Annotated in this window: 20 protein-coding genes; 7 read left to right on the top strand and 13 right to left on the bottom strand. The window is 71.7% G+C overall.

Annotated features, from left to right (window positions below):
- Window positions 1-25 precede the first annotated feature (25 nt).
- A complete protein-coding gene (locus ABZ441_RS18190; protein ID WP_358974728.1) occupies window positions 26-877 on the bottom strand; it encodes a polysaccharide deacetylase family protein in 852 nt (283 codons plus the stop codon).
- 165 nt (window positions 878-1042) lie between these two features.
- Between ABZ441_RS18190 and ABZ441_RS18185 the strand changes: the two genes are divergently transcribed.
- Entirely contained in the window at window positions 1043-1504 is a 462-nt protein-coding gene (locus ABZ441_RS18185) for a universal stress protein (protein ID WP_358974725.1), read from the top strand.
- Between the two features lie 24 nt (window positions 1505-1528).
- On the opposite strand, the gene ABZ441_RS18180 is transcribed toward ABZ441_RS18185, so the two are convergent.
- Entirely contained in the window at window positions 1529-2752 is a 1224-nt protein-coding gene (locus tag ABZ441_RS18180; RefSeq protein WP_358974723.1) for a CapA family protein, read from the bottom strand.
- Between the two features lie 257 nt (window positions 2753-3009).
- Between ABZ441_RS18180 and ABZ441_RS18175 the strand changes: the two genes are divergently transcribed.
- Window positions 3010-3579: a sigma-70 family RNA polymerase sigma factor gene (locus tag ABZ441_RS18175; RefSeq protein ID WP_358974720.1), complete on the top strand. Its 570-nt coding sequence runs from the start codon at window positions 3010-3012 to the stop codon at window positions 3577-3579.
- Here the strand turns inward: ABZ441_RS18175 and ABZ441_RS18170 are convergent.
- Window positions 3513-3710 carry a zf-HC2 domain-containing protein gene (locus ABZ441_RS18170; protein ID WP_358974717.1) on the bottom strand — a complete coding sequence of 66 codons (198 nt, stop codon included), beginning with the start codon at window positions 3708-3710 and terminating at the stop codon, window positions 3513-3515. The two genes, ABZ441_RS18175 and ABZ441_RS18170, sit on opposite strands and share 67 nt — an antisense overlap.
- A gap of 111 nt (window positions 3711-3821) precedes the next feature.
- Between ABZ441_RS18170 and ABZ441_RS18165 the strand changes: the two genes are divergently transcribed.
- Window positions 3822-4328, top strand: a complete 507-nt coding sequence (locus ABZ441_RS18165; protein WP_358974714.1) for a hypothetical protein — start codon at window positions 3822-3824, stop codon at window positions 4326-4328.
- 18 nt (window positions 4329-4346) lie between these two features.
- Here ABZ441_RS18165 and ABZ441_RS18160 read toward each other — a convergent pair whose 3' ends face one another.
- The 4 genes from ABZ441_RS18160 to ABZ441_RS18145 form a co-directional block, all read right to left on the bottom strand.
- A complete protein-coding gene (locus ABZ441_RS18160; protein ID WP_358974711.1) occupies window positions 4347-5573 on the bottom strand; it encodes a histidine kinase in 1227 nt (408 codons plus the stop codon).
- The gene (locus ABZ441_RS18155) at window positions 5570-7060 is read right to left on the bottom strand and encodes a cation acetate symporter (protein ID WP_358974708.1); all 1491 of its coding nucleotides are present in this window, start codon (window positions 7058-7060) and stop codon (window positions 5570-5572) included. The genes ABZ441_RS18160 and ABZ441_RS18155 overlap by 4 nt, the downstream gene beginning before the upstream one ends.
- Window positions 7057-7419 carry a hypothetical protein gene (locus ABZ441_RS18150; RefSeq protein ID WP_358974705.1) on the bottom strand — a complete coding sequence of 121 codons (363 nt, stop codon included), beginning with the start codon at window positions 7417-7419 and terminating at the stop codon, window positions 7057-7059. Before ABZ441_RS18150 ends, ABZ441_RS18155 begins: the two co-directional genes overlap by 4 nt.
- 62 nt (window positions 7420-7481) lie before the next feature.
- Window positions 7482-8234 carry a LytTR family DNA-binding domain-containing protein gene (locus tag ABZ441_RS18145; protein WP_358974702.1) on the bottom strand — a complete coding sequence of 251 codons (753 nt, stop codon included), beginning with the start codon at window positions 8232-8234 and terminating at the stop codon, window positions 7482-7484.
- A 72-nt stretch (window positions 8235-8306) separates the two neighbouring features.
- Here ABZ441_RS18145 and ABZ441_RS18140 point away from each other — a divergent pair, with 72 nt between their 5' ends.
- A complete protein-coding gene (locus ABZ441_RS18140) occupies window positions 8307-8441 on the top strand; it encodes a hypothetical protein (RefSeq protein ID WP_358974699.1) in 135 nt (44 codons plus the stop codon).
- 79 nt (window positions 8442-8520) lie between these two features.
- Here the strand turns inward: ABZ441_RS18140 and ABZ441_RS18135 are convergent, their stop codons facing one another.
- The 5 genes from ABZ441_RS18135 to ABZ441_RS18115 all read right to left on the bottom strand — a co-directional run bounded on the left by ABZ441_RS18135 (window position 8521) and on the right by ABZ441_RS18115 (window position 14926).
- Entirely contained in the window at window positions 8521-9381 is an 861-nt protein-coding gene (locus ABZ441_RS18135; protein ID WP_358974697.1) for a DNA-formamidopyrimidine glycosylase family protein, read from the bottom strand.
- Between the two features lie 68 nt (window positions 9382-9449).
- A complete protein-coding gene (locus ABZ441_RS18130; RefSeq protein ID WP_358974694.1) occupies window positions 9450-10316 on the bottom strand; it encodes an amidohydrolase family protein in 867 nt (288 codons plus the stop codon).
- A 1-nt stretch (window position 10317) separates the two neighbouring features.
- Complete coding sequence (locus tag ABZ441_RS18125; protein WP_358974691.1) at window positions 10318-11286, bottom strand: aldo/keto reductase; 969 nt, start codon at window positions 11284-11286, stop codon at window positions 10318-10320.
- Window positions 11287-11380: 94 nt separating this feature from the next.
- Complete coding sequence (locus ABZ441_RS18120) at window positions 11381-12739, bottom strand: wax ester/triacylglycerol synthase family O-acyltransferase (RefSeq protein ID WP_358974688.1); 1359 nt, start codon at window positions 12737-12739, stop codon at window positions 11381-11383.
- Window positions 12740-12859: 120 nt separating this feature from the next.
- The gene (locus tag ABZ441_RS18115) at window positions 12860-14926 is read right to left on the bottom strand and encodes a SpoIIE family protein phosphatase (RefSeq protein ID WP_358974685.1); all 2067 of its coding nucleotides are present in this window, start codon (window positions 14924-14926) and stop codon (window positions 12860-12862) included.
- A 148-nt stretch (window positions 14927-15074) separates the two neighbouring features.
- On the opposite strand from ABZ441_RS18115, the gene ABZ441_RS18110 reads away from it, so the two are divergent.
- The 3 genes from ABZ441_RS18110 to ABZ441_RS18100 are packed head-to-tail and all read left to right on the top strand — an operon-like array spanning window position 15075 to window position 17907.
- A complete protein-coding gene (locus ABZ441_RS18110; RefSeq protein WP_358974683.1) occupies window positions 15075-15911 on the top strand; it encodes a YndJ family protein in 837 nt (278 codons plus the stop codon).
- Window positions 15908-16417: a DUF1990 domain-containing protein gene (locus ABZ441_RS18105; RefSeq protein ID WP_358974681.1), complete on the top strand. Its 510-nt coding sequence runs from the start codon at window positions 15908-15910 to the stop codon at window positions 16415-16417. Before ABZ441_RS18110 ends, ABZ441_RS18105 begins: the two co-directional genes overlap by 4 nt.
- Before the next feature lie 29 nt (window positions 16418-16446).
- Window positions 16447-17907, top strand: a complete 1461-nt coding sequence (locus ABZ441_RS18100) for a lipase maturation factor family protein (RefSeq protein ID WP_358974678.1) — start codon at window positions 16447-16449, stop codon at window positions 17905-17907.
- A 138-nt stretch (window positions 17908-18045) separates the two neighbouring features.
- Here ABZ441_RS18100 and ABZ441_RS18095 read toward each other — a convergent pair whose 3' ends face one another.
- Window positions 18046-18219, bottom strand: a complete 174-nt coding sequence (locus ABZ441_RS18095) for a hypothetical protein (RefSeq protein WP_358974989.1) — start codon at window positions 18217-18219, stop codon at window positions 18046-18048.
- Window positions 18220-18470 lie beyond the last annotated feature (251 nt).

Below are 18470 nucleotides of genomic sequence, written 5' to 3'. Positions count from 1 at the left end.
CGTTGCGGGCGCCTGACGCCGCCGGTCAGGTGCGGTGCGGGACCGTCGGGCGGTAGCCCTTCCCGATCAGGGCCGGCAGATACCGGCGCAGGGCGGCCACGCTCTGGGACCGGTTCCCGCCCGCATCGTGCGACAGCACGACGACGCCGGGCGCGGCACCCTTCTCGACCCGGCGGACGATGGTGTCGGTGCCCGGCGTGGTCCAGTCCAGCGTGTCGACGGTCCAGGCCATCGGCTCCATGCCCAACGCAGCGCCGATCTCGAAGGAATTGCGGTTCCAGGCGCCGTAGGGAGCCCGGTACCAGAGCGGCGGAGCACCCAGCGCCCTCTCGATCACCTCGCTGGTGCTGCCCAGCTCGTCACGGATCGCGCCTCGGGAGAGCTTCGGGATCAGAGGGTGCGACCAGGAGTGGTTGCCGACCACGTGCCCGTCGTCCGCCATCTCGCGGAGCAGGTCGGGGTTGTCGGCCGCCATCTCCCCGCAGACGAAGAACATCGCCCGCACGCCGTACCTGCGGAGTGTGGCAAGGATGTCCGGCGTGTACCTGGGGTCGGGGCCGTCGTCGAAGCTCAGCACCATCGCGTCGCTCCCCAGTCCGGGCAGCTCCTCGAACGGCCGGGTACGGACGGGCGGCGGGGCCGGGCGGAAGCGAGGTGGTGTGTGCGAGGTCATGGGGCGCAGGCGGTAGGAGCCCGGGCCCGCCTGCGCCCTCGCCGGAGGTCCGGCTGCCGGGGCCGGGGCCGGAGGTTCGCCGCCGGGACGCACGGGCGTCCCGGCAGGATCCGCCGCGATCACGCGCACCGCGGCGGCGGCCCCCAGCGCGAGGGCAAGGCGCAGCACGACGCGTCTTTCCGCTGGAATCTGATCATGTTTCATGACCAACTGCTCGCACGGAGTCACACCCGCTCCTGCCGACGACACCGGATATCAGATGTTTTGCACCCGATGGATGGAGCGCCCGGGCAGTGGGCGGCGGGGACGTCCCTGGCCTGCGCGGAGGCGCCCTGAGCACGGCATGCGGGAGCGACTACCCTCGGGGCCGTGACAGACCAGCAACACCACCGGTTCGAGCGCGGCACGGACGGCCCCAAGGTGATCGTCGCGGGACTCGACGGGTCCGAGTCCTCGATGCGGGCCGCGGCTTACGCGGCGGGCCTCGCCCGTCGGCAGAACGCGATGCTCGCCCTCGTCTACGTCCAGCCGGTGATGTCCGCCGGTGCCGCCCTGGGAGCCCCGGTGGCCGAGGCCACCGGGGAGGTCGCGGAGGGGCTGGTGAACGAGATCAGGTCCGCGACCGAGCGCCTCAAGGACATATGGAACGTCCGCTGGGAGTTCCACACGTTCCACGGCGACCCCTACAACGGCCTGGTGACCGCGGCCGACGAACTGAAGGCGGACGCGGTGGTCGTGGGCGCGTCGGAGTCCGCCGGGCACCGCTTCATCGGCTCGGTCGCGGTACGGCTCGTGAAGGCCGGGCGCTGGCCGGTGACCGTCGTGCCGTAGCGCCACCCGAGGCAGACCCCGTCGTCACTTCCCCGCGACGAGACCGTCCTGGGCCGCACCACGGCTCAGTACGGCACGCTGGATCCGGCCGCGGATCTGGCCGAGCCGGCCACGGTCCGCCCCGGCCGTGGAGGATGCCTCGGAGTCGAGGGGCACGACGCGCCCCGCCCCGGGATCGAACCACTGCGGAATGAACTCGGCCTTCTCGACGGTCCACCGCTGCCCGGGTTTCGCCGGCGGCCCGAAGGTGAAGCGGCCCATCGAGCTCTCGTTGGCGCGCGGGTCCCGTGCTCCTTCGTAGTTGACCATGGCACCCGCGATCTGGTCGCCCATGCCGTACACGATCCAGGTGCCGTTGACCTTCTCGTACGCCTGCGGGACGTGCGCGTGGGTGCCGAGGATCAGGTCGATGTCGGGGCGCTCGCCGCTGCCGGAGGCCGTGAGTTCGCGGCCGAGTGCGAGCTGGACGTCGTCGGGGGCGTCCTGCCACTCGGTGCCCCAGTGCAGGGAGACCACGACGACGTCGGCGCCCGCCTTGCGGGCCGCCCTGGCATCCGAGACGATCCGGTCCTTGTCGATCAGGTTGACCGCCCAGGGCTGCCCGGCGGGGAGCGGGATGTCGTTGGTGCCGTAGGTGTACGCGAGGTGGGCGACCTTCGCGGCGTTCTTCCCCTTGCCCGCCCTGAGCAGGGTGGGACGGGACGCCTCCTCGGCGGAACGTGCCGATCCGGCGTGGGCGACGCCGGCGCGGTCCAGCGCGTCGAGGGTGCGCCCGACTCCCTCCGCGCCGTCGTCGAGGGTGTGGTTGGAGGCGGTGGAGCACGAATCGAAGCCGGTGGCGCGCAGGGCGGTCGCCACTTCGGGCGGCGACTTGAACGACGGGTAGCCGGTGTAGGGCCCGCCCTTCTCGCCGTACGCGGTCTCCATGTGACAGATGGCCAGATCCGCACCCGATACAACGGGAGCGGCACCCTTGAGCATCGGGCGGAAGTCGTAGCCCTTGCCGCCGGCGTCGGCTGCGGCCCGGTCGATGATCACGGAGTGCGGCAGGATGTCGCCCGACGCCAGCAGCGTGAAGGTGCGCGCGCCCTGATCACTGCCGGCGCCCGCCCCGTTGACCCCCGGTTCGGCGGAAAGGTGTCGCCCGGCGAACCCGGGGGGCGAGGGCTGCTGGCCGGTACAGGCTGTTGCGGTGGCGAGCAGACCGGCGACGGCGACCGCCGCGCCCTGTCGGATGCGCTTCGTCATCTGGACGACTCCCGGTTCGGATCATTTCGACCACATGAATACACATATATTCATACTGGCGAGTCAAGGACAAAGGTGACGATGTACCTGAATCGGCCGTATCGCCGGCCGTCGACCGTTCACCGCACCACTCGCCGCTCCGTGCGACCGCTCGGCGCACACCTCGGTGCACCGCCTGTTCCCACGCGCACCGATGCGTTCGTATACGCCAGGCAGGGAGCGAGGCGCCAGGGCCTCTTCGGGAAGGGACGATCACGATGACCACTGCGACAACCGATGAGCGGGCCCTCGCGGAGCTGCAGCGTGAGCACGGGGCCGCGCTCCTCCACTTCCTGCTGGGGCTGACCTTCGGCGACCGGCAGCGGGCGGAGGACCTCCTGCAGGAGACGCTGGTACGCGCCTGGCAGCACCCGGAGGCGTTCGACGCTCCCTACGACTCGATGCGCCCATGGTTGTTCACCGTCGCCAGGAGGCTTGCCATCGACGCCCGGCGATCACGCCAGGCCCGGCCGACCGAGGTCAGCGACGCGGTTCTGGAGAGCGCGCCCGCACTCGAGGACACCGCGGACTCGGCCGTCCACGCCCTCGATGTGCGTGAGGCCGTGAGCACGCTCAGCCCCGAGCACCGCGCGGTACTCGTCCACATCTATTTCCGGGGGCTCAGCGTGGGCGAGACCGCTCAGGTCCTCGGCATACCGCCGGGCACCGTCAAGTCCCGCTCGTACTACGCCCTGAGGCTGCTGAGCCGCGGTCTGCCCGGCTATTCGAGCAGGTCCTCGGCATTGAGCAGCGCGAGCAGGGACACCGCGTCCACGATCTCCACATAGGCCGCGGCACAGGCCTCGCACCGCAGGAGGTGCCGGGCGACCGGGCCGTTCTCGTCCTCTGCCAGGGCATCGAGCACGTAGGCGCCCAACTGCTGCCGTACATGCGGTTCGTCGCCGCGGTCGGCGGTCATCGCACCTCGAATCTCCCGACGGATCCTGCCCTTCTGCCCACGCGGGGCGCGTCCCCCCGGTTCAATGCTGCGTGTGGCCCGGTGCCGAGTCGACGAAAGAGGCGAGACGGGATGCGTCCCGAACATCACGAGGAAACCGGTGGGGACGGGCTGCTGGTCCCGATGGCCTGGATGTACTCCGAGTACATCGCCGACGAAGTGCTGGTGACCGGCGACCTGATGGAGCCGACGACCCTGGAGTACCGCGCGGGGCGCGACGCGCTCGCCCTGACGATCTTCCTGTCCGACGGGGCGGTCGCCGACGAACTCCCCGTGGCGCGGGTGGACGAACTGCGGCTGCTCACGGCGTACGGCGCCGCGTGGAGACGCTGGGTCTGCGCGCGGCTGGAGGCGTTGCAGCGCCCGACCGCTCCGGCCGGGTGCCCGGACCCCGACCTCGCGCTGGCGCAAGCCACCTGGCGGTGGCTGGAGGAGACGGAAATGCTGGCGGCGGACCTCGACTCGATCGGTCCGCCTCCGTGGGAGCAGGCGGACGACGAGGAGGGCGAGACACAGGTGTGGACCCCGGCCTGGCGGCTGGGGCTGCCCCTGGGGCACCTGGCGGTGCATCTGTACTGAGCGGCGGGCTGCAGCCGGTCAGGAACCGTGCACGCCCGCCCGGTACTTGGGCAGCCGCAGAGTGATCTTCATGCCTGCTCCGACCCCCGTCTCGATGACGAGCCCGTACTCGTCCCCGTACACCTGGCGAAGCCTCTCGTCCACGTTGAGGAGGCCGATGCCGGTGGAGGTGCCGCCCTCGCCGCGCAGGATCTGCCTCAGCCGCTCGGGCTCCATCCCCGTGCCGTCGTCCTCGATGACGACCTCGGCCTCGGCGCCCGCGTCCAGCGCGCTGATCGTGACACGGATGGGTGCGTCCCCTGCCCGGACCGGATCGACGGTCCGGGGAAGGCTGACCGCACCCTCCAGGCCGTGTTTGACGGCGTTCTCGACCAGAGGCTGCAGACAGAGGAACGGGAGCGAGACGGGAAGCACCTCAGGGGCGACCTGAAGCTTCACGGAGAGCCGTTCACCGAAGCGGGCCCGCACCAGCGCCAGATACTGGTCGATGGAGTGGAGTTCGTCGGCCAGGGTGGTGAACTCCCCGTGCCGACGGAACGAGTAGCGGGTGAAGTCGGCGAATTCCAGCAGGAGTTCGCGGGCCCGCTCGGGGTCGGTCCTCACGAACGAGGCGATTGCGGCGAGTGAGTTGAAGATGAAGTGAGGGGAGATCTGGGCCCTCAACGCCTTGATCTCGGCCTCGATGAGCTGTGTACGGGAGCGGTCGAGTTCGGCGAGTTCCAGTTGCACGCAGACCCATCGGGCGACTTCCCCCGCTGCCCTGGCCAGCACGGCCGACTCCCGGGAGGCGTAGGCGACGAGCGTACCGAGCACTCGGTGGTCGACCGTCAGCGGCACGGCGACGGCCCAGCGGAGCGGGCAGTCGACATCGCCGCAGTCACTGTGGAAGGCGGTGCCCCTACCGCTGGCGAGGAGCCCCTGCACGTGGTGCATGACAGCCTTGCCGTGGTGGTCCCCCTCGCCGTCCCACACCAGCACGCGGTCGCGGTCGGTGAGGCACAGGGCGTCGGTGCCGAGCAGTGAACGCAGCCCGCGCGCCGCCTTGCGCGCGCTCTCCTCCGTGAGCCCGGCGCGCAAGGGCGGCGCCGCGAGGGACGCCGTGTGCAGGGTCTCGAAGGTGGCGTGCTCGACCGGTGTGCCCACGTCGCTGGTGCGCACGGGCCGGGCGGTGCGGCCCAGGAGGAAGCCGGTGCCGAACAGCAGCAGGACGAGCACGGCGATGACTGCGATGCCGGCCCCGGTCACCGTACGCGCCCCGAGGTCAGCGCCTCCGGCAGGTGGAAGCGGGTCATGGCCGCGTTGGTGCCGGGCGGTATCCGTCCGGGGGTCGCGAGGGAGACGAGGATCATCGCGAGGAAGCCGACCGGTACGGACCAGACGGCGGGCCAGGCCAGCAGCGCGTGCGGCCAGCCCGGCGGGCGTACCGCGCCGCTGACGGTGATCGCCACGGAGAGCAGCGCGGAGCCGCCGCCGAGCAGCAGACCGGCGATCGCGCCCGGCGGGGTGAGCCGCCGCCACCAGATGCCGAGGACGAGCAACGGGCAGAAGGACGACGCGGAGACCGCGAAGGCCATCCCCACGGCGTCGGCGACCGGGACACGGCTGACGACGAGTGAGCCGGCCAGCGGCACGGCGATGGCCAGGACGGTGGCCAGCCGGAAGTGCCGTACGCCCCGGGAGGGCAGGACGTCCTGGGTGATCACGCCGGCGACGGCCATGGTGAGCCCCGACGCCGTGGACAGGAACGCGGCGAACGCGCCGCCCGCGAGGAGCGCCCCGAGCAGGTCACCGCCGAGGCCGCCGATCACTCTGGCGGGCAGCAGCAGCACGGCGGCGTCGGCGTCCCCGCCGTGCATGAGTTCGGGCGCGTAGAGGCGGCCCAGAGCCCCGTACACCGGGGGCAGCAGGTAGAACAGTCCGACCAGGGCGAGGACGGCGACGGTGGTGCGGCGGGCGTCGCGGCCGTTCGGACTGGTGTAGAAGCGGACCACCACGTGCGGCAGGCCCATGGTGCCGAGGAAGGTCGCCACGATCAGTCCGTACGTCGCGTAGAGCGGATGGTCGGCACGGAAGACGGAGATCTGTTCGTCGAAGCTGACACGGGGACGCCCGTCGCCCTGCCAGGCGAGCACCAGGAAGATCGCGGGGACCAGCAGCGCGGTGAGCTTCAGCCAGTACTGGAACACCTGCACGAAGGTGATCGAGCGCATGCCGCCCGCCGCGACGGCCACCACCACGACGGAGGCGACCAGTACGTCGCCGAGCCAGCCGGGCGCGCCGGTGAGGATCTTCAGGGTGAGACCCGCGCCCTGGAGTTGCGGCACGAGGTACACCCAGCCGGCGCCGACGACGAACACGCTGACCAGTCGGCGCACCTGGCGTGATTCGAGCCGTCCCTCGGCGAAGTCGGGCAGGGTGTACGCCCCCGAGCGGCGCAGCGGGGCGGCGACGAACACCAGCAGCACGAGATAGCCGGCGGTGTAGCCGACCGGGTACCAGAGCATGTCGGGGCCGTGCACCAGCACCAGGCCCGCGATGCCGAGGAAGGAGGCGGCCGAGAGGTATTCGCCGCTGATCGCCGCGGCGTTGAGCCTCGGCCGTACGGTGCGCGAGGCGACGTAGAAGTCCGAGGTGGTACGGGATATCCGCAGACCGAACCCGCCGACGAGGACGGTGGCGAGGACGACGAGGGCAACTGCCACCACCGCCGACGGATGGCCGGGTGCGCTCACGGTGCGGGCAGGCCTTCCACGAGTCTGGCGAAGTCGCGCTCGTTGCGCTCGGCCCTGCGCACGTACCACCAGGCGGCGAGGGTCAGCGGCGGACAGGTGGTGAAACCGAGCACCGTCCAGACGAGGACGTTGCTGTGCAGCGCCTCGAAGACCAGGGGCAGGGTTCCGGCCACGAGCGCGAGCACCGCGAAGACGGTGAGTCCGGCGCGGAGCTGGCTGCGCATCAGTGAGCGCACGTAGGCGCCGCCCAGGGCGGTCTGTTCGTCGATCTCCGACTGGGCCCGGTAGCGCGGCAGCGGACGCACCCGGCGGGGCTCGCCCGTGACCACTTCGCGCCGGGGCGTGCTCTCTGCGGACATGGGCCCGGAGTGTAGGCGGCCCGGGGCCCGGCTGGGAAGGGCCGCCGTCCGGTTGGGGCAGGTCAGCGGCCGGTCTGCCGCATCAGGAGGTCGCGGAGGGCGCGGGTGTGGCGACGGCTGACGGCGAGCTCCGCGTCGCCGATGCGGACGCTCATGCTGCCGGCGTCGAGCCGGAGTTCGTCGATCCGGTTCAGCGCCACGAGGTGGCGGCGGTGGATGCGTACGAACCCCCGGGAGCGCCAGCGCTCCTCCAGGGTGGTCAGCGGTATCCGGACGAGGTGGCTGCCGGACGAGGTGTGCAGGCGGGCGTAGTCCCCCTGTGCCTCGGCGTACGCGATGTCGACGACGGGCACGAAACGGATGACCCCGCCCAGTTCCACCGCGACCTGGTCGGCGGCCGTGTCGTGGACGGACGCGGAGCGCTCACCGACCTGCTCGGCGACGCGGCGGACGGCCTCGGCCAGACGCTCGCGGCGGACGGGCTTGAGTACGTAGTCGACGGCCTTGAGGTCGAAGGCGTGTACCGCGAAGCCTTCGTGGGCGGTGACGAAGACGATGAGCGGTGGTGCGGCGAAACCGGCCAGGAGTTGGGCGACGTCGAGTCCGGTCAGCCCCGCCATGTGGATGTCCAGGAACACGACGTCGATCGCCGAGGGGTCCTCGGGTCCGGCGTCCACCGCACCCCCGATGCGGCGCAGCGCCTCCGTGGCGCCCTTGGCGCCCTCGGCGCTCCGGATGCGGGGATCGGCACGCAGGAGGTAGAGCAGTTCCTCCAGAGCGGGTTCTTCGTCGTCGACGGCGAGTACGCGCAGCATGAGGCCGGAGTTTAGGTGCTCGACCGGCGTGATGGCATGAGCGGTTCACGGGTTCGTCACGTACCGGAGGACATGCGTGCCATCGAACTGCACCGGGACGCCGGGGCCTACGCGCTCGGGGTGCTGTGGCCTGCCTACGCCCGCGGTTTCGACGGGCACCTGGCGAGGTGCCCCGCGTGCGCGGTCCGGGTATGGGGTTCGGCGTGATGGTGCGCCGTGGGCGGTGTACGCACACGGGCCGCGTCCCGGGGCCCCGCCCGCCCGGTGGCCGCGACGACCGTGACCGCTACTTGAGCAGGCGTGACAGCCGTCGGTCGGCGAGCGGCTTGCCGCCGGTCTGACAGGTGGGGCAGTACTGCAGCGACGAGTCGCTGAACGACACCTCGAGCACGGTGTCGCCACAGACGGGGCAGGGCAGCCCGGTGCGGCCGTGGACGCGCATGCTGCTCTTCTTCTCGGCCTTGAGCCGGCCCGCGGCGACGCCCCTGGAGCGTTCGACGGCTTCCTCGAGGGTGGTGCGCATCGCGTGGTGGAGATGCGTGATCTCGTCGTCGCCGAGGCTGGTGGTGAGCCTGAACGGTGACATCTTCGCGACGTGCAGGATCTCGTCGCTGTACGCATTGCCGATGCCCGCGATCAGCGACTGGTCGCGGAGGGCTCCCTTGACCTGTCTGCGGGCCCTGGCGAGCACCGCCGCGAACGCGTCCCGGTCGAAGGAGTCGGCGAGCGGATCGGGCCCGAGGCGTGCGACCCCGGGCACGTCCTCAGGGTCGTGCACCAGGTGGACGGCGAGGCGCTTGGTGGTGCCCATCTCCGTCAGGTCGAAGCCGGCGCCGCCGGTGAGGACCGTCCGCAGGGCGAGCGGGCCCTTGCCCGGCCGTGGCGGGGTCGTGGGAAAGCCGTCCTTCCACTGCAGCCAGCCGGCCCGCGCGAGGTGGATGAGCAGATGGAGTTGCCCGGCCGTGATGTCGAGGAACTTCCCGTGCCGCGCGACGGAGGTCACCGTGGCGCCTTCGAGTGCGGTGGGAGGCGGGTCGTACGTCTTCAGGACGCTGATCGCGAGCGGCAGGACGCGCGCGATCTCCTTGCCGACCAGATGGTCGTCGAGGAAGTCCCGCAGGGCTTCGACTTCCGGCAGTTCGGGCATGACTCCAGCCTGCCGCAACGGCCCCGCGCATGCCTGCCGGCCGCACGGCGCGCCTTCGGATTGCGTGTTCAGGCACCGGCCTCCCGCAGCCGGTAGACCCGCTGCGCGGTGCCCGCGAGGACGGACCGCTGTTCGTCGTCCCCGAGCCGGCCGATCAGCTCGCGCGCCGCGCCCAGGACGTCGGCGTACCCGGCGGCCAGCCGGCACACGGGCCAGTCGGAGCCGAACATGAGCCGGGCGGGGCCGAAGGCATCGATGACGGTGTCCGCGTAGGGGCGCAGGTCATCGACCGTCCAGGCCCTCGGGTCCGCCTCGGTGACCAGGCCGGAGAGTTTGCAGACGGTGTTGGGCAGCGCGGCGAGGGCCCGCAGGCCGTCGGCCCAGGGGTGCGTCGTACGCCGCGCCACCGGCGGCTTGCCCGCGTGGTCGAGGACGAAGGTGAGCCCGGGAAGAAGGGCGGCGGCACGGGCTGCGGCCGGCAGCTGTCGGGGCCTGACGATCAGGTCGTAGGCGAGTCCGGCGGCGGCGACGGCCGCCAGCCCGCGCAGCACGTCGGGGCGCAGCAGCCACTCCGGGTCGGATTCGCCCTGGACCTGGTGGCGGATTCCGACGAGCCGGCGGCCTCCGGGCAGCGCCTGGAGCGCGGCGAGGGTGTCGGCGATGTCCGGCGCGGTGAGGTCGGTCCATCCGACGACGCCCGCGACGAGCGTGCTGCCCTCGGCGAGCGCGAGGAATTCGGGGGTCTCCTCGGCGACGGTGACCGTCTGGACGAGGACGGTGGCGGACACCCCGGAGGCGCGTGCCTCGGGCTCCAGGTCGGCGAGGGTGAAGGTACGGCGGATGGGGGCGAGTTCCTCGCCGGTGATCCACTCCTGGTCACGCACCGCGAGGTCCCACACGTGGTGGTGGGCGTCGATGACCGGCTGGGGCGCCATGTCAGAGCAGCCCTGCCGCGCGCAGGTCGGCCCAGAGCGCGTCCGGGACGGGTCTGCGGAGCTGGGCCGCCGCGTCGCGGGCCTCGTCCGGGGAGCGGGTTCCCACGAGAACCCCGGCGACGGCCGGGTGACGCAGCGGATAGCGCAGCGCGGCGGCGCGCAGCGGGACACCGTGTCCTTCGGCGACGTCCCGGATGCGCAGGGCTCGCTCCAGGAGGGCCGCGGGGGCCGCGGCGTAGTCGTACGTCGTTCCGGGGCGCGGGTCGGCGAGCAGCCCGGAGTTGAAGACGCCTCCGACGACGACGCTGCGGCCCCGGGCGGCCGCCTCCGGCAGCAGGGTGTCGAGGGCGCTGCGGTCGAGGAGGGTGAAACGGCCGGCGCAGAGGACGACGTCGACGTCGGTCTCGCGCAGGAAGCGGGTGAGCATCGCGGTCTGGTTCATGCCGGCACCGATGGCCCCGACCATGCCTTCGGCGCGGAGCTTCTCCAGAGCCGGGTACCCCTCGCGGAACGCCGCGGCCCCGTGTTCGTCGGGGTCGTGCAGGTAGACGATGTCGACCCGGTCGAGGCCGAGGCGCCGGAGGCTGTCCTCGATGCTGCGGCGGATGCCGTCGGCACTGAAGTCCCAGCGGCGCCGGTGGGTGTGCGGTACGGCGAATCCGTCGGACAGCCCCGCATGGGCCGCCGTCTCGGCGGGGGTCAGCGGGTCGAGAAGGCGGCCCGCCTTCGTGGACACCGCGTACGCGTCCCGCGGCCGGTGACGCAGAGCCTCGCCGAGACGGCGTTCGGAGAGCCCCAGGCCGTAGTGCGGTGCGGTGTCGAAGTAGCGGACGCCCTCCTCCCAGGCCGCGTCGACCGCGGCGGCGGCCTGCTCCGGCCCTACCGCCGTGAAGAGGTTGCCGATGGCCGCCGCCCCGAAGGAGAGCTCGGTGATCTCGACCGTGCTGCGTCCGAGCCTGATACGCCGCATGCTTCTGCCGCCCCCGCCGGTGATCCCTGATGGTCCGCACAGGACTATTCATCGGATCAATCGGCCACGTCAACAGGGTACGGCGGATCGGCCTTCACGCCGGAGCGGGCACCGAGGGGACGAGTGCGTGCAGGTCGCGCAGTTCCGCGTGGATCGCGGAGGCCAGCTGGTCGAGATCCGGCAGCGCCTTGCCGTCGGCGACCAGTCCGACCTGTACCCGCCCGCCGTACGTGGACAGGGCGACGGCCAGTGACTGTCCACGGGCCAGCGGCGCCATGGGGTAGACGGCACGCAGAGGGCAGCCGCCCAGCGAGAGTGCGGAGCGGGGCAGGGGCACGCTGGTGACCAGCAGGTCGAAGAGCATCCGGGCCGCGTTCCCGGCCAGCGGCGCTCCGAACCGGTGGGCCAGCGCGGGCAGCTGGTCGGCCAGTACGGCGACGGCGCCGGCGCCGCGCAGGGGCCCCGCCGCCTTGTTCCGGTCCATGCCCGTGCGCACGAGGCGCAGCCGTTCCCGGGCGTCGGGTTCGGTGACGGGCAGCCCGAGCAGATAGGCCGAGAGTCTGTTGCCGGTGGCCGCTCCACCGGGCCGGCGCCGGGAGACGGGGACCAGGGCACGGGGGTCGGCGCCGGGGAGCTGGTCGCCCCGCTCGAGCATCCACCGGCGCAGCGCCCCGGCGACGAGCGCGAGCAGCACGTCGTTGGACGTGCCGCCCTCGGTGCGCCGGATTCGCTGCACCGCTTCGGCGTCGAGTTCGGCGGTGGCGAGCCGGCGCGTTCCGCTGGAGCGCGCGGTCAGGGCCGTGGTGGCTCGCAGGTCGAGGCGGCTGGCGCGTACGACGGAGGCGCCGACTCCCAGCGCCCTGCCGACTTCCCCGAGCCGGCCCATCGCCATGCCCGCCGCCTCGTACGGGCGGGGCAGCCAGGAGCGGGGCGGCACGGGCGCCCGGCGGCGCAACGTGCCCCGGCCAGCAGCGGCGGAGGCGATCTGGTCGAAGATGCCGGCGCCGATGGCGACGGCCCGCATCCCGTCGGCGAGCGCGTGGTGCAGCTTCACGAGGACGGCGAACGGCCCGTCCCCCGGGCTGTCGAGGAGATACATCTGCCAGGGCGGCAGGCCGCGTCCGAGCGGCCGTTCCATGAGTTCACCGGCGAGTCGGGCCGTCTCCGCCATGAAGTCGCCCCCGGGGAGCACGACCCGCCTCACGTGCCGGTGTACGTCGAATTCCTTGTCGGTGAACCAGGCGGCGCCGCCGACGGGCAGCAGGACGTCACGGACCCGCATCCGCAGCCGGGGGATGGCGGCGGCCCGTGCTCCGAGCAGTTCGAGCAGGTCGACCGGGGCAACGCCGGGTACCGGGTCGAAGACCGCGAGTGCGCCGAGATGCATCGGATGCGCATCGGATTCAAGGTGCCAGAAAGCCAGATCAAGAGGTGCCAGGAGCTCGGTACTCAACGGGGCCTCGCGTCGTCTGCGGCGGAACGGCGGGATCGAAGTCGATCCCGCAGGGCCGGTTACGGTCAAGTATGGACATGTTACGTACTGTTACAGTCTCGCGCGGCCTCGGCCGCGGCGCTACCGGTGCTCCGGGATGAGGAATTCGCACCACACGCATTTGCCGTTGCCCCGGGACTCCACTCCCCAGATGTCGGCCAGTCGGTCGACGAGCATGAGTCCGCGGCCCGAGACTCCTGACTCCCCCGCGTCCCTGCGGCGCGGGAGAGCGCTGGAGCGGTCCTCCACGTCGACCCGCAGACGCCGTTCGGATCCGGTGAGCACGCGGATGGTGACGATGGCGCCGCCGTCGGTGTGCATGAGCGCGTTGGTGATCAGCTCGTCGGCCGCGAGCTCGACCTCGTCGGCGCGGTCCTTCGCCCCCCATGCGCGTACCGCCGCCCGGATCATGTGGCGGGCGGAGGTGAGCGCCTCCGGGTCGTTCTGCGCGACGTGCTGCTGGAGCCGGCCGCCGGGGTGGGGGGCGTGGGCGGCGTTGCGGCGCAGCAGCAGCACCGCCATGTCGTCCTCGCCCCCGCGCTCGTCGACCACTTCGCAGAGCCGGTCGGCGAGCCTCTGGAGGTCCTGCGGTCCGTCGCGCACCGTGGAGACCAGCAGTCGCGTGCCTTCGTCGAGGTCGGTGCCGGGCAGCTCGACCATTCCGTCGGTGAAGAGGACCAACGTCTGGCCCGGGTCGAGATCGACTGTGCTGACCGGGTACTCGAGCCGGCCGAACTCCGCGGAGAGCCCCAGGGGCAGCCCGCCTTCGACCGGAAGTCTGCGGCAGTTCCCGTCGATGTCGCGCAGGGCGGGGTCCACGTGCCCGGCCCTGACCAACTGCACCACCCCGGTGGTCATGTCTGCCTCCGCGTAGGTGCAGGTCGCGAAGCGGTCGGTGTCGAGTTCGTGGAGGAAGACGGAGGCCCGTGCCATGACCGTGGCGGGACTGTGTCCCTCGGCGGCGTAGGCACGCAGGACGATCCGCAGCTGGCCCATGACGGCCGCGGCGTGCGTGTCGTGCCCCTGCACGTCACCGATGACGGCACCGACCCGGCCGCCGGGCAGCGGGATGATGTCGTACCAGTCGCCGCCGATGTCCCTGCCGAGCCGCGCAGAACGGTAACGGACGGCGACCCGGGCCCCGGGCACCTCGGGAATCCGGCGGGGCAGCATCGCCTGCTGAAGTCCCTCGGCGAGGTCGTGCTCCTGCTCGTAGAGCATGGCCCGCTGAAGGCTCTGGGCGATCGAACTGCCGAGAGCCACCAGCAGGTTCCGCTCGTCGCCCGTGAAGCCGGCCTTGTTGCCGTAGAGGAGCCCGAGTGCGCCGATCGGGCGGGCCTGAGCGATGAGCGGCATGTACGCGGCGGCGGTGATGCCGAGGTGGCTGATGTGGGGCCACAGGACGGGGTACGAGGTCGCGAAGTCCTCGGGTGTCTCGATGAAGCGCGGAGTGAGTGTGCGGATGACCTCACTCATCGGATAGGGCTCGTCGGTCCGGGTGTAGCGGGTGCCCTGCACGTACGCCCCTTCGGGGCCGTCCGCCACCAGGTGGATGCGCCCCGACTCGAGCAGCCCCATGACCAGGCTGGTGGCACCGAGGTTGGCCAGGCCGTGGGAGCTCTTGAGTACGTCGGTGACGTCCTTGACCGTCCGCGCGTGGGCCAGGGCAGCCGTGGTGCCCTCGACCAGGCTGGTGCGGCGGCGCCGTTCCTCGTCGACGGTCCGGCGAGCCGTCGACTCGGCCAGTTCCTGGGTGGCGTCCCGGATGATCCCGATGATGCGGCGAGGCCGCCCGGTGCCGTCCCGGCGGATGAACCCCTGGGTATGGGTCCAGCACAAAGAACCGTCGCGCTGCGTCCGGCGGAAGTACGCACCGTAGTTGTTGCGGCCGCTCTTGAGGGCCTGGGAGACCATGCCGTCGAGCCGGATCGCCTCGTCGGCGGGGACTCGCTGCGCGAGCCCCGCAGGATGGCCGTCGTACTCATCCGGACGAAGGTCGAACACGTCGAGTGCGGGCTCGTCCATGTGCATGAGGCCGCTGTCCAGATCCCAGTCGAAACTGCCCATTCGGTTCAGGGCGAGGCTGAGGTCCGGGTGGGCGGGCCAGTCGTCCGGGAGCGACAGGGCACCCGCTCCCCGATCATCCATGTGCGCCACTCTGCCATTATTTGTCCGATTCCTCGACCGAACTGGCGACTTGAACGCGTTCAACGCACCCTCTATGCTCAGCGACGAAGCAAATTGAACATGTTCAATTCAATGAAGGTTCCGTACACGTGGAACGGGGGTGGGCACGATGTCCGTACTGGTCGGGCTGATCGTGATGCTGGGCATGCTGGTGATCGTCCCGTTGGGACTGGGGCTCGTCGGCGATCCCTCACTCGACCGGATACGGCGTATGTGGCCGCTTTTCGCCGCGCCCGGCGCACTGTCCCTGTGGCTGCCGCGCGGTGACGTCGCCGCGGCTCTCGCGCTCTGCTACGCCCTGGGGACGCTGCTCCTCGCCACCCACGCGCCGCGGCGCCTCGCCCGTACGCGCAGCGCGCGCCCGGCGGAGGCCGCACTGCTCACCGCACTGGTCGCCCCGTCGGTCGCCGCGCTCGCCCTCGTCGCCGAGCGCTCCGGCCACGAGCTGTTCGGGTTCGGGCTCGGCATCCTGGCACTGACCGTGCCCCACTTCCACTTCGCCGGTTTCGCCGCCGCACTCGTCGCCGGTCTCGTCTGCAGGGCGCAGGACGAGACGGCAGGCCGGTTCGCCGCCCTCAGCGTGCCGCTCGGCACACTGCTCGTCCTCGTCGGCTACTTCACCGGGGACCGGACCGAACTGGCCGGAGCCCTCGTGCTCACCGCCGGAATGTGGACGGTCGCACTCCTGACCTGGCGCACCGCCCGCACCGACGGACGGGACCGTGTCACCGGCGCACTCCTCGCCGTCTCGGCCGGCGTGCTCGCCGTGACCATGGTGCTCGCGCTGAGCTGGGCGCTCGGCGAGGCCACCGGACTGCCGCACCCCACCCTGACCTGGATGGCGGCCACGCACGGGCTCGGCAACGCGCTGGGCTTCGCCCTCTGCGCGCTGCTCGCGCGGCGCCGGCTCCAGGAACGCACCCCATCGGAAGGCAGGACCGCATGAGCAGCCTGACGTACCCCGAGGTCGGAGCCACCCTGCTCGGACCGCTCCCGGACGGCTACAACCATCTGCACCACCGTGCCGCCGTCGGCAGGGGCCGGGCGGACTTCGAGGCCGCCGGCGCCGCCGTCACCGAGTGGCGCATGCACCGTGCCGCGGGCGCCGGGGTGCGGGCCTCCGCCGTACGGGCGGCCGCGGGAGTCACCGTCGACGTGTCGGCGGGCATCGGCCCGCTCCGCGTCACCGCCCCCTGCGCGGTGGTCTGGACGGCCTACGAGAAGGACCGCACCGGCTTCGCGTACGGCACCCGGGCCGGGCATCCGGAGTGCGGCGAGGAGAGCTTCGTGGTGGAGCTGGCGGAGGACGGGACGGTGTGGTTCACCGTCATGGCGTTCTCACGGCCCGCCTCCTGGTACGCGCGGCTCGCGGGCCCTCTCGTGCCGCTCCTCCAGCACTGGTACGCACGCCGGCTCGGAAGGGTGCTGCGCCGGACCGTGTCGGCCGTCTGACGGACGGAGTCCGCCGGATACTGGAGGCGATGGAGTGGTTCACCGCAGACGGCTACTGGCTGAGCAGGCTGGTCTTCCAGCGCTCGCTGGCCGCCGTGTATCTGGTCGCGTTCCTCGCCGCGGCGCTTCAGTTCCGGGCGCTGATCGGCTCCCGCGGCATGCTCCCCGTACCCGACCTCCTGCGGCGCACCTCGTGGCGGGAGGCGCCCGGCCTCTTCCGCCTCCACTACTCGGACCGCTTCTTCGCACTGGTCGCCTGGGCGGGCGTGGCGGTGTCGCTGGCCCTCCTGGCCGGCCTGGACGCCTACGTCCCGCTGGGCGCGGCGATGGCCCTGTGGGCGCTGCCCTGGGTGCTGTACCTGTCGATCGTCCAGGTCGGCCAGGTCTGGTACGGCTTCGGCTGGGAGTCGCTCCTGCTGGAGACGGGTTTCCTCGCGGTGTTCCTCGGCAACGGCGACACCGCGGCGCCCGTGCTGGTCCTGTGGCTGCTGCGCTGGCTGCTCTTCCGGGTCGAGTTCGGCGCGGGTCTCATCAAGATGCGGGGGGACGAGTGCTGGCGCCGGCTGACCTGTCTGGAGTTCCACCACGAGACCCAGCCGATGCCGGGGCCCCTGAGCTGGTTCTTCCATCGGCTCCCCAAGCCGGTGCACCGGGTGGAGGTCGCCGCCAACCACGTCACCCAGCTCGTGGTCCCGTTCCTGCTGTTCACCCCGCAACCGGTGGCGAGTGTCGCGGCCGGGCTCATGGTGGTCACCCAGCTGTGGCTGATCCTCTCGGGGAACTTCGCCTGGCTGAACTGGCTCACCGTCGTCCTCGCCCTGGCCGCGGTCGACTGGTCACCGGTGGCAGGACCGCCCCCCGCCCAGCCGGGGTCACCCCTCTGGTACGAGGTGCTGGTCATGGCCGTCACCGCCCTCGTCCTGGCGCTCAGCCACCGCCCTGCGCGCAACCTCCTCTCGCGCCGCCAGGCGATGAACCGGTCCTACGACCCACTGCACCTGGTCAACACCTACGGGGCCTTCGGGAGCATCAGCAGGATGCGGCTCGAGGTGGTCGTCGAGGGCACCGAGGAGGCGGTCGTCCACGAGGGGACGCGATGGCTCGAGTACGGCTTCCGGGGCAAGCCCGGTGATCCGCGCAGGCTGCCGCGCCAGTTCGCGCCCTACCATCTGCGGCTGGACTGGATGATGTGGTTCGCCGCACTGTCCCCCGCGTACGCCCGCACCTGGTTCGGCCCGTTCGTCGAGCGGCTGCTGCGGGGTGACCGGGACACCCTGCGGCTCCTGGGCCACAACCCGTTCCCCGGTGGACCGCCCGCCCACATCCGGGCCCGGGTCTTCCACTACCGGTTCACCGACAGCCAGGAGCTGCGGAACACCGGGTGCTGGTGGGACCGGACCTACGTACGGGACTTCATGAGGCCGGTGGCCGGACCCGTTCCGCTGCGGCCGGGCGGGAGCGTCCCGGAAGAAGGGGACGACAGCCGGTGAGGGCCTGGTGGGCTTTCACTCCCCCGGCCGGGAACGACTGCGTACGCGGGCGGGTCATGCCGGTGGCCGGGAAAGAGCCCCTGTCCCCGTCCGAAGACGGGGACAGGGGCCGGGGCACTGCCGGGCGAGGTGGGACGATCAGTCGATTCCGGGCAGGATGTGCGGCTCGGCCAGATCATCCTCGTACCCGGCCAGCCTGATCGGTGCCGACCTGGCCCAGACCTCGATGTTCCGGAGCTTCTCGGGCCGGCGGGCCCGCTCTCCGGTCAGGTCGGCCGGGCGCGTCTCGGTCTTCGTCATCTCAGGTGTCACCGCGGACTCCTTCGTGTCGCGTTCCCCGGGCGGTGGCAACGCCACGGCTGTGAGAACCGTGTCGGCCACCCTCTGCGGGGCAGGGGCAGAAACAGTTCGGTCGCGGTGGCGCCGGTTACGGGGGTGGGACGGCGGACTGCTTACAGACCTGTCCCAGGACGACCTGCCCGGCATAGGCCGCATTCGGTGGCGCGGCTTGCTGCCCGAGCCGACCTGTCGTCATGGCGTCTGCCCCCTGCTGCGTCTGGTGT

Origin of the sequence: Streptomyces sp. NPDC005752, assembly GCF_040630715.1 — a bacterium.
Taxonomy (GTDB): domain Bacteria; phylum Actinomycetota; class Actinomycetes; order Streptomycetales; family Streptomycetaceae; genus Streptomyces.
This window is presented reverse-complemented; position numbering and strand designations above follow the sequence as displayed.

Bases quoted from the DNA above. Each gene is read 5' to 3' on its own strand.
- ABZ441_RS18125 (WP_358974691.1), bottom strand. From the start codon at position 11,286: ATGCGGCGTATCAGGCTCGGACGCAGCACGGTCGAGATCACCGAGCTC.
- ABZ441_RS18130 (WP_358974694.1), bottom strand. From the start codon at position 10,316: ATGGCGCCCCAGCCGGTCATCGACGCCCACCACCACGTGTGGGACCTC.
- ABZ441_RS18175 (WP_358974720.1), top strand. From the start codon at position 3,010: ATGACCACTGCGACAACCGATGAGCGGGCCCTCGCGGAGCTGCAGCGT.
- ABZ441_RS18110 (WP_358974683.1), top strand. From the start codon at position 15,075: ATGTCCGTACTGGTCGGGCTGATCGTGATGCTGGGCATGCTGGTGATC.
- ABZ441_RS18100 (WP_358974678.1), top strand. From the start codon at position 16,447: ATGGAGTGGTTCACCGCAGACGGCTACTGGCTGAGCAGGCTGGTCTTC.
- ABZ441_RS18140 (WP_358974699.1), top strand. From the start codon at position 8,307: ATGCGTGCCATCGAACTGCACCGGGACGCCGGGGCCTACGCGCTCGGG.
- ABZ441_RS18180 (WP_358974723.1), bottom strand. From the start codon at position 2,752: ATGACGAAGCGCATCCGACAGGGCGCGGCGGTCGCCGTCGCCGGTCTG.
- ABZ441_RS18170 (WP_358974717.1), bottom strand. From the start codon at position 3,710: ATGACCGCCGACCGCGGCGACGAACCGCATGTACGGCAGCAGTTGGGC.
- ABZ441_RS18135 (WP_358974697.1), bottom strand. From the start codon at position 9,381: ATGCCCGAACTGCCGGAAGTCGAAGCCCTGCGGGACTTCCTCGACGAC.
- ABZ441_RS18145 (WP_358974702.1), bottom strand. From the start codon at position 8,234: ATGCTGCGCGTACTCGCCGTCGACGACGAAGAACCCGCTCTGGAGGAA.
- ABZ441_RS18190 (WP_358974728.1), bottom strand. From the start codon at position 877: ATGAAACATGATCAGATTCCAGCGGAAAGACGCGTCGTGCTGCGCCTT.
- ABZ441_RS18115 (WP_358974685.1), bottom strand. From the start codon at position 14,926: ATGGATGATCGGGGAGCGGGTGCCCTGTCGCTCCCGGACGACTGGCCC.
- ABZ441_RS18105 (WP_358974681.1), top strand. From the start codon at position 15,908: ATGAGCAGCCTGACGTACCCCGAGGTCGGAGCCACCCTGCTCGGACCG.
- ABZ441_RS18165 (WP_358974714.1), top strand. From the start codon at position 3,822: ATGCGTCCCGAACATCACGAGGAAACCGGTGGGGACGGGCTGCTGGTC.
- ABZ441_RS18150 (WP_358974705.1), bottom strand. From the start codon at position 7,419: ATGTCCGCAGAGAGCACGCCCCGGCGCGAAGTGGTCACGGGCGAGCCC.